Origin of the sequence: Mycolicibacter arupensis, assembly GCF_002086515.1 — a bacterium.
Classification (GTDB): domain Bacteria; phylum Actinomycetota; class Actinomycetes; order Mycobacteriales; family Mycobacteriaceae; genus Mycobacterium; species Mycobacterium arupense.
Genome location: NZ_MVHH01000086.1, coordinates 1 through 7,761, shown reverse-complemented (window position 1 = coordinate 7,761; position 7,761 = coordinate 1). Strand labels below are relative to the sequence as shown.

2 protein-coding genes are annotated in these 7,761 nt (G+C 69.1%); both read left to right on the top strand.

Features of this window, described 5'->3' with window-relative positions:
• On the top strand, positions 1–2,927 hold a 2,927-nt coding region (locus tag BST15_RS20440; RefSeq protein WP_133053205.1), incomplete at its 5' end, for a type I polyketide synthase.
• A gap of 19 nt (positions 2,928–2,946) precedes the next feature.
• The gene (locus BST15_RS20435) at positions 2,947–7,719 is read left to right on the top strand and encodes a type I polyketide synthase (protein WP_046188362.1); all 4,773 of its coding nucleotides are present in this window, start codon (positions 2,947–2,949) and stop codon (positions 7,717–7,719) included.
• The last annotated feature ends 42 nt before the right edge of the window (positions 7,720–7,761 follow it).

Sequence of the window (7,761 nt, the reverse complement as noted above, 5' to 3'; positions counted from 1 at the left end):
GGCCCACTCCGGTGCTGGACGCCGACTACTGGGTGGCCAACGTGCGCCAGCCCGCACGGGTAAACCAGGCCGTGACCGTGGCGGGCGACAAGTACGGCACGTTCATCGAGATCAGCCCCCACCCGATCCTGACCCACACCATTGACGAGAATCTCGATGCGGTGCCGCACCGCAGCATCGGCACTCTGGTGCGCGACGATGACGACACCGTCGTGTTCCATCAGCACCTCAACAGTGCAGACCAGTTGAGCCCGCGCGAGCTGCCGCACCCGTCCGGCCCCTACCCGGTGTTGCCGACGACGCCGTGGCGACACACCCGGCACTGGCTTGACGTCGAGCACGCGATCACTGCAGCCGAATCCGCGCCACGGCCCGGCCTTCTGCTGGGCACCCACATCACCGTCGGCAGCACGCCCGCCGTACACCTCTGGCAGGCGCGACTGGCCCCGGCAGCGAAGCCCTACCCGGGAAGCCACCGCAACAACGGCGTTGAGCTGGTGCCGGCGTCGGTGCTGCTGAACACGCTCTCCGAAGCGGCGGCCGAGGTGAGCGGGCACGGTGCGGTCAGCGACATTCGCTTCGAGCACCCGATCATCGTGGACAGGCCCCGGACCATCCAGGTGGTCGCCGACGCCGAGACAGTGACGGTTTCATCGAAATCGGTCACCGACGACCCGGCCGGGCGCTGGATCAAGCACCTCACTGCGCGAATCACGCCACGCGAGGAAGCTGTCGGGCCCACGGTGGGTTCCGCCCGCGGCGTCGATCACACCGGCACCGTCTTCGGTGACGATGCGGTGACTTCGCTCTGGCAGGCCTGGGGCAGTGAGGGTCGCCCGTTCGAGTGGTCGCTGGCCTCCGGCTCGCGCACCGAGACGGAGTTGTTCGCCGATGTGACGGCCGCATCGGCCGGGACCGCTGCCCTCCTCGATGCCGCCCTACACGTCGCTCGCCTGGTGGATGAGGCCAACCCGGAGTTGATGGTTCCTTCGGCGGTCGACGAAGTCCGTCTTGGAGCGGCCCCTGCCGACGGTCACGCAGGCGTCATCGTGCGCCGGCGCGACGGCAACGACGGCGAACTCGTCGTCGACATCGTGGTGCCGGGTCCCGACGGGACCCCCTGCGTCGACATTCGCGGCCTGCGCTACACGGCGCTGGGCTCATCAACGCCCGCTGACGACCCGAGTTCGATCGCCCACGTGATCGACTGGGAGCCCTGGGACGGCGAGCCGCAGTCCCCGAGCCAGCCGGGAACGCTGGCCATCGTCGGAGGCAGCTCCGCCGCGGAGCGTCTGCGCGAGCAACTCACCGCGCTGGGTCACCGCAATGCCGGGGTCGCCGAGGCAAAGACGGTCGTCTATGTCGCTGATCCGGGCCACGCCGACGAGTCCGACGTGGACTGCGCTGCCCGGCTCGCCGGCGAGGTAGCCGACCTGGTGGCCACCCTGGCCACGCGCGAGACCCGCCCGCCGGCGCTGTGGCTCGTCACGCGCGGCGTGCACGAGGCGGCCACCGAAGCGGCGGTGCGGCAAAGCTGCCTGTGGGGGCTGGCGGGTGTGATCCGGGCCGAGCAACCGCAGTTGTGCGGCGGGCTGGTGGACCTGGCCGACGACGAGACCGCGGCCGCCGATGTCGCCGCGCTTGCGGGCATTCTCGGGACTCCCGCGAAATCCGTCCTGGTGCTGCGCGACGGCAAATTCCTGGCTCCGGCGTTCACCCCGCTGGCCGGCCCGCCGCAGCGGGAGCCGACGGTATGCCAGCCCGATGGCACCTACCTCATCACGGGTGGTCTTGGCGCGCTCGGCCTATTGATGGCCGGGTGGCTGGCAGACCGGGGGGCCCGGCGGCTGCTGTTGGTCGGCCGAACCGGTCTGCCGCCCCGTCGTGACTGGGACTCCGAGGAGATCGAGGCCGGTGTGCGGCAGAAGGTCGCCGCCATCCGGGCGTTGGAGCGGCGCGGCGTCACCGTCGATATCGCTGCCCTCGACGTCGGATCGCGCGCTGCGGTAGTTGAGTTGCTGGCGCGGCGTGACGAGGCGGGCGCACCGCCGATCCGCGGCATCATCCACGCCGCCGGCATCACTGAGGGCCAGTTGCTGACCGAGGTGGATGCCGACCGGCTGCGCGACACCATGTGGCCGAAGGTTTCCGGCGCCCAGGTTCTGCACGAACTCTTCGCCCCGACTACGCTCGACTTCTTCTTCATGACCGCCGCTGCCGGTGCCGTGTTCGGCGTTCCCGGTCAGGGGGCCTACGCCAGCGCCAACGCCTATCTGGACGGCTTGGCTCGCGCTCGCCACCGGCAGGGTTGCCACAGCGTCAGCTTGGACTGGGTGGCGTGGAAGGGGCTGGGTTTCGGGGCCGAGGCGCACGTCGTGCTGCACGAGCTTGAGCGGATGGGATCGCGACCCATCACACCGGCGGAGGCCTTCGCCGCGTGGGACCACGTCGAGCACTACGACGTCGCGCAGGCCGTGATGGTGCCGCTGCCGGCCGAGGGGGAGCAGGGTACTCCTGGCGCCGGTGGGGCTGGACCGGTCCGCGACTGGGCGCAGTTGTCGGCCGATGACATACTCAGCGAGCTGGAAATCGGGTTGCGCAGCATTCTGGCCCGGGAGCTTCGGATGCCCGAGGCTGAACTTCAGCTGGACCGACCGTTCGCCGAACTCGGTCTCAACTCGGTGATGGCGATGGCGGTTCGTCGTGACATCGAGGGGTTGGTCGGGCTGGAGCTGTCTGCCACGATGCTGTGGAACCACCCGACCACTTCGGCACTGACGGCGCACCTGACCGGCAAGCTTGTGCCGCGCGACGACGCCGGCGACGACGCGGCCGCAGGCGGTGATCTGCCCGAATCGGCCGACAGTGTATTGAACGAGCTGTTCGACAGCGTGGAATCGGCTCCGGCCGGATGGGACGGGATCTAGTGGGAATCGAGTTCCCCGCATGACCGCAGCGTTTGACGAAGAAGCACTGCGGCATTGGTTGGCCGACTATCTGGTCACCAACATCGGCTGCAGCCTTGCGGACATCGATTTCTCCGCCTCTCTCAACGACCTGGGCGTCGGATCCCGTGACGCCGTTGTCCTGTGCGGGGAGCTGTCCGAGCTGCTGGGACGCAAGGTCTCGCCCGTGGAGCTGTGGCAGCATCCCTCGGTCGCCGAATTGGCCCGGTTTCTGATCGAGCCTGAAGCCGCCGACGATGAGTCGGCGCCGGAGCCGGGCCGATTCGGTACCGATGAGCCGATCGCGGTCATTGGACTGGGTTGCCGATTTCCCGGTGACATCAGCTCACCGGACGCCCTGTGGCAGTTCCTGATCGACGGCGGCAACGCGGTGACCGAAGTACCCGCAGAGCGCTGGGCACCCTTCGACGACGGTTCGCCGGCGACGGCCAACACCATCGCACGCACCACGCGCTGGGGGTCGTTCCTGCGCGATATCGCCGCCTTCGACGCCGAGTTCTTCGACATCTCGAGCCGCGAAGCGGTGAAGATGGATCCGCAGCAACGGCTCCTGCTCGAGGTCGCTTGGGAGGCATTGGAACACGCGGGTATTCCGGCAACCGCGTTGCGCCGCTCGCAGACCGGCGTGTATGTCGGGGCCAGCATCACCGAGTACGGCTGCCATGCGTCCGCCGATCTGGAGAACGTGGACGCGTGGAGCAACGCCGGCGGAGCGCTCAGCATCATCGCCAACCGGCTGTCCTACTTCCTGGACCTGCGCGGCCCGTCGGTGACGGTGGACACCGCGTGTTCGTCCTCGCTGGTTGCCCTGCACCTGGCGTGCCGCAGCTTGCGGACCGGCGAGTCTGAGACCGCGATCGCCGGCGGGGTGAACCTGCTGATGTCACCGGCGGTGTTCCGTGGCTTCGACCAGAGCGGCGCTTTGTCGAGCACCGGGGCCTGCCACGCGTTCGATGCCGACGCTGACGGATTCGTCCGCGGTGAGGGCTGCGGTGTGGTGGTGCTCAAACGCCTGTCCGACGCGCGGCGCGACGGCGACCGAGTGCTGGCGGTGGTCCGCGGATCGGCGATCAACCAGGACGGACACTCCAACGGTCTGCTGGCGCCCAACCCCGCTGCCCAGATGGCCGTCCTGCGTTCGGCCTACGCCGACGCCGGGATCGCGCCGCAGGAAGTCGACTACGTCGAAACCCACGGAACCGGAACTCTTCTGGGCGATCCGATCGAGGCCAAGGCATTGGGCACGGTGCTGGGCCGGGGGCGCTCGCCCCAGGCGCCCCTGTTGCTCGGCGCCGCCAAGACGAACCTCGGCCACCTTGAGGCCGCCGCCGGCATGGTCGGATTCATCAAAACGGTGCTGGCGGTGCAGCGCGGGACGATTCCGAAGAACCTGCATTTCACCACCCCGAACCCGCACATCCCCTTTGATCAGATGCGTCTGAAGGTTGTTGCTGAACAACAGGATTGGCCGTCATCTGACCACCCGAGGCGAGCCGGGATCTCATCGTTCGGATTCGGCGGTACCAACGCTCACGTCGTCGTCGAACAGGCGCCGCCGGCGAAGATCACCGCGCGCGAAGCCGATCCGGCGGTGACCACGCTGGTGCTGTCGGGGCGGACCCCGGAGCGGATCGCTGAAACGGCGCGTGACCTGGCGCAGTGGCTGGACGGTGACGGGGCGTCGGTGCCGTTGGCAGACGTCGCGCACACCCTCAATCACCACCGCGCCCGGCAGCCCCTGTTCGGCACCGTGTGTGCACGTGACCGCTCCGCAGCGGTTCAGGGCCTGCAGGCTTTGGCGGCCGGAACCTCGCCAGACGGCCTGCAGTGCGGTGTCATCGGCCCGCACGACGGCCCGTGTGGCCCCGGAACGGTCTTCGTCTATTCCGGCCAGGGCTCGCACTGGGTCGGTATGGGGCGCCAGCTGCTCACTGACGAGCCGGCGTTCGCCCGTGCACTTGCCCTGCTGGAACCGGTGTTCGTCGAGCAGGTGGGGTTCTCGCTCTGGCAGGTGATCTCCGCCGGCGAACCGGTCAGCGGCGACGCGCAGGTGCAACCCGTCCTGATGGGGCTCCAGCTGGCCCTGACCGAGCTGTGGCGCTCCTACGGTGTGCACCCTGACGCCGTCATCGGGCACTCGATGGGCGAGGTGACCGCCGCGGTGGTCGCCGGTGCCCTGAGCCCGGCCGATGGATTCCGGGTCATCGCGGCGCGCTCGCAGCTCATGTCGCGGCAGGCCGGGCAGGGGGCGGTGGCAATGCTGGGTCTGGATGCCCAAGCCGCCGAGGCCTATCTCGCCGACTACCCCGACGTCAGCATCGCGGGGTACCTGGCGCCCAAGCAGACGGTTGTGGCAGGACCAGTGGCGCCCGTCGATGCGGTCATCGCTGCGGTCAGCGGTCAGAACACGTTTGCCCGGCGGGTCAACATGGAAGTCGCCTCGCACACCGCGTTGATGGATCCGATCCTCGACGAACTGCGGGAGGCGCTGACAGGCCTGACTCCCGAAGTCGCCACCATCCCGTTCTATTCGACAGTGACCGACGCGGCCATGCCCGCCGGCGGCATGCCGTTGCTGGACGCCGACTACTGGGTGAACAACGTTCGCCAGCCCGCCCTGTTGACCCAGGCCGTGGCCGCCGCGGCCGGTGAGTACACGACCTTCGTCGAGGTCAGCGCCCACCCCATTCTCACCCAGGCGATCGCGGCCACCGTCGAGGAGCTCGGCGGGCACCACCACAGTGTGGGCACCCTGGTGCGTGACGGCGATGACGCGGTGAGCTTCCACACCAACCTCAACCGCACCCACACCACCCAGCCGCCGCAGACCCCCCACCCGCCGGAGCCGCACCCGGTGCTGCCCACCACCCCGTGGCAGCACGGCAGCTACTGGATCGAGACCACGGCGGTTCGGTCGGCACCCTCGGCCGGTGGCGAGCCGCCGCGCGGGACGGGCAGCCCCGGGACGGTGCCACTGGACTGGTGGTGCGAGCTGACCTGGCCGGCGGCCGAAGCGCAGGCCGGTGGGGCCGACGCAGAGCAGTCCTGGCTGGTGATCGGCGACAGCGAACTGAGCTCCGAGATCGGTGCTCGACGCGGCAGCGCGGCGACCGGACTGGACGCAGCGGTGCTCTCCGGCGACGGTTCGGCACTGGCCGCGGCTCTGTCCCGCGCCACGCATGTCCTGTATGCACCGCCGGTCAACGGCGCCGGCCTCAGTGCCCCGCAGGCCTACACGGTGTTCCACGAGGCGCGTCGCCTGGTCACCGCGATGGCGGAGCAGGCGACCGGCCCGGCGAAGCTGTACCTGCTGACACGCAACGCCCAGCCCGTCGGGGAGGGGGACCGAGCCAATCCCGCACACGCGGTGTTGTGGGGACTTGGCCGCAGCCTGGCCCTGGAACACCCGGAGATCTGGGGCAGGGTCATCGACGTCGACGAGTCGGTACCCGCGGCAGTGGTGTCCGGATATCTGGTCACCGAGGCCGCCGCCGACGATGACGAGGATCAGATCCTCTACCGAGCGGGCGTCCGTCGGGTACCCCGACTGCTCGGCGGTCGACCCACGGGAGATGCGCCGGTCCGTTTCGACAGCGAGACGTCGCATCTGGTCATCGGCGCAACCGGAAACATCGGTCCGCACCTGGTGCGCCAATTGGCGGCCAGCGGTGCCAAGACCGTTGTTGCGGTGTCCCGGAACCCCGGCTCACGCCTTCAGGAGCTGGCGGCGGAGTTGGCTTCGGCAGGAACCACACTGGTGACCGTTCCCGCTGATGCGGCCGACGAGACCGCGATGAGTGCGCTGTTCGACCGATTCGGGGCCGACCTGCCGCCGTTGGAGGGCATTCACGTCGCCGCTTTCGCCGGCGGCCCGGTGACCCTGCGCGACATGACCGACGACGACGTCACCACGATGTTCCGCCCCAAGCTCGACGTGGTCGCCGTGCTGCACAAGCTTTCACTGCGGCAGCCGGTGCGCTACTTCGTGCTGTTCTCCTCGATCTCCGGCATCACCGGGTCGCGATGGCTCGCGCACTACACGGCCACCACCACCTTCCTGGACACCTTCGCCTACGCGCGGCGTGCAGCCGGCCTTCCTGCCACAGCGATCAACTGGGGCTTGTGGAAGTCGTTGACCGACAACCAGTCCGAGGCCGAGCGTCAGGTGACTGTGGACTCGGGCCTGGAGCCCATGGACGACGCCGTGGCCATCGGCGCGCTGCCGCTGGTGATCGGTGCACAGGGCGCAACGCGGCACACCGTGGTCGCGGCAGACTGGCCACGGCTTGCCGCCGCGTACCGTACCCGGGCAGCCCTGCGCATCGTCGACGACCTGCTGAGCGTCGAAGCGCCGGCTGATGGAGCGGCCGCGCAGAGCACCGAGTTCCGCCGTGCTCTGGCAGACTCCGAGCCCGACCAACGCCAGGAGTTGCTGCGCGAACACGTGATCGACCAGGTGGTCGCGGCCATGGGGCTGGGTTCGCGCCACGCCCTGGACCCGACAGCCGGGTTCTTCGCGTCCGGGATGGACTCGCTGATGAGCGTCACTCTGCAGCGCGCGCTCTCCGACAGCCTCGGTGAGACCCTTCCGGCCGCAGTGGTGTTCGACTACCCGACCGTCGACGCACTGACCGGCTACCTGGCATCGATCCTGCCCGAGCTGGTAGAGGTCGCCGAGCAGGACAGCGCCGACGCCTACGACGACATGAGTGATGACGAGCTGCTCGCGCAGCTCTCGGAGAGGTTGAGTTGAGCGAGAAGAGTGCTGCGTCGGTCGGGGGGCCGGATCGTCGGG

Bases quoted from the DNA above. Each gene is read 5' to 3' on its own strand.
- BST15_RS20435 (WP_046188362.1), top strand. From the start codon at position 2,947: ATGACCGCAGCGTTTGACGAAGAAGCACTGCGGCATTGGTTGGCCGAC.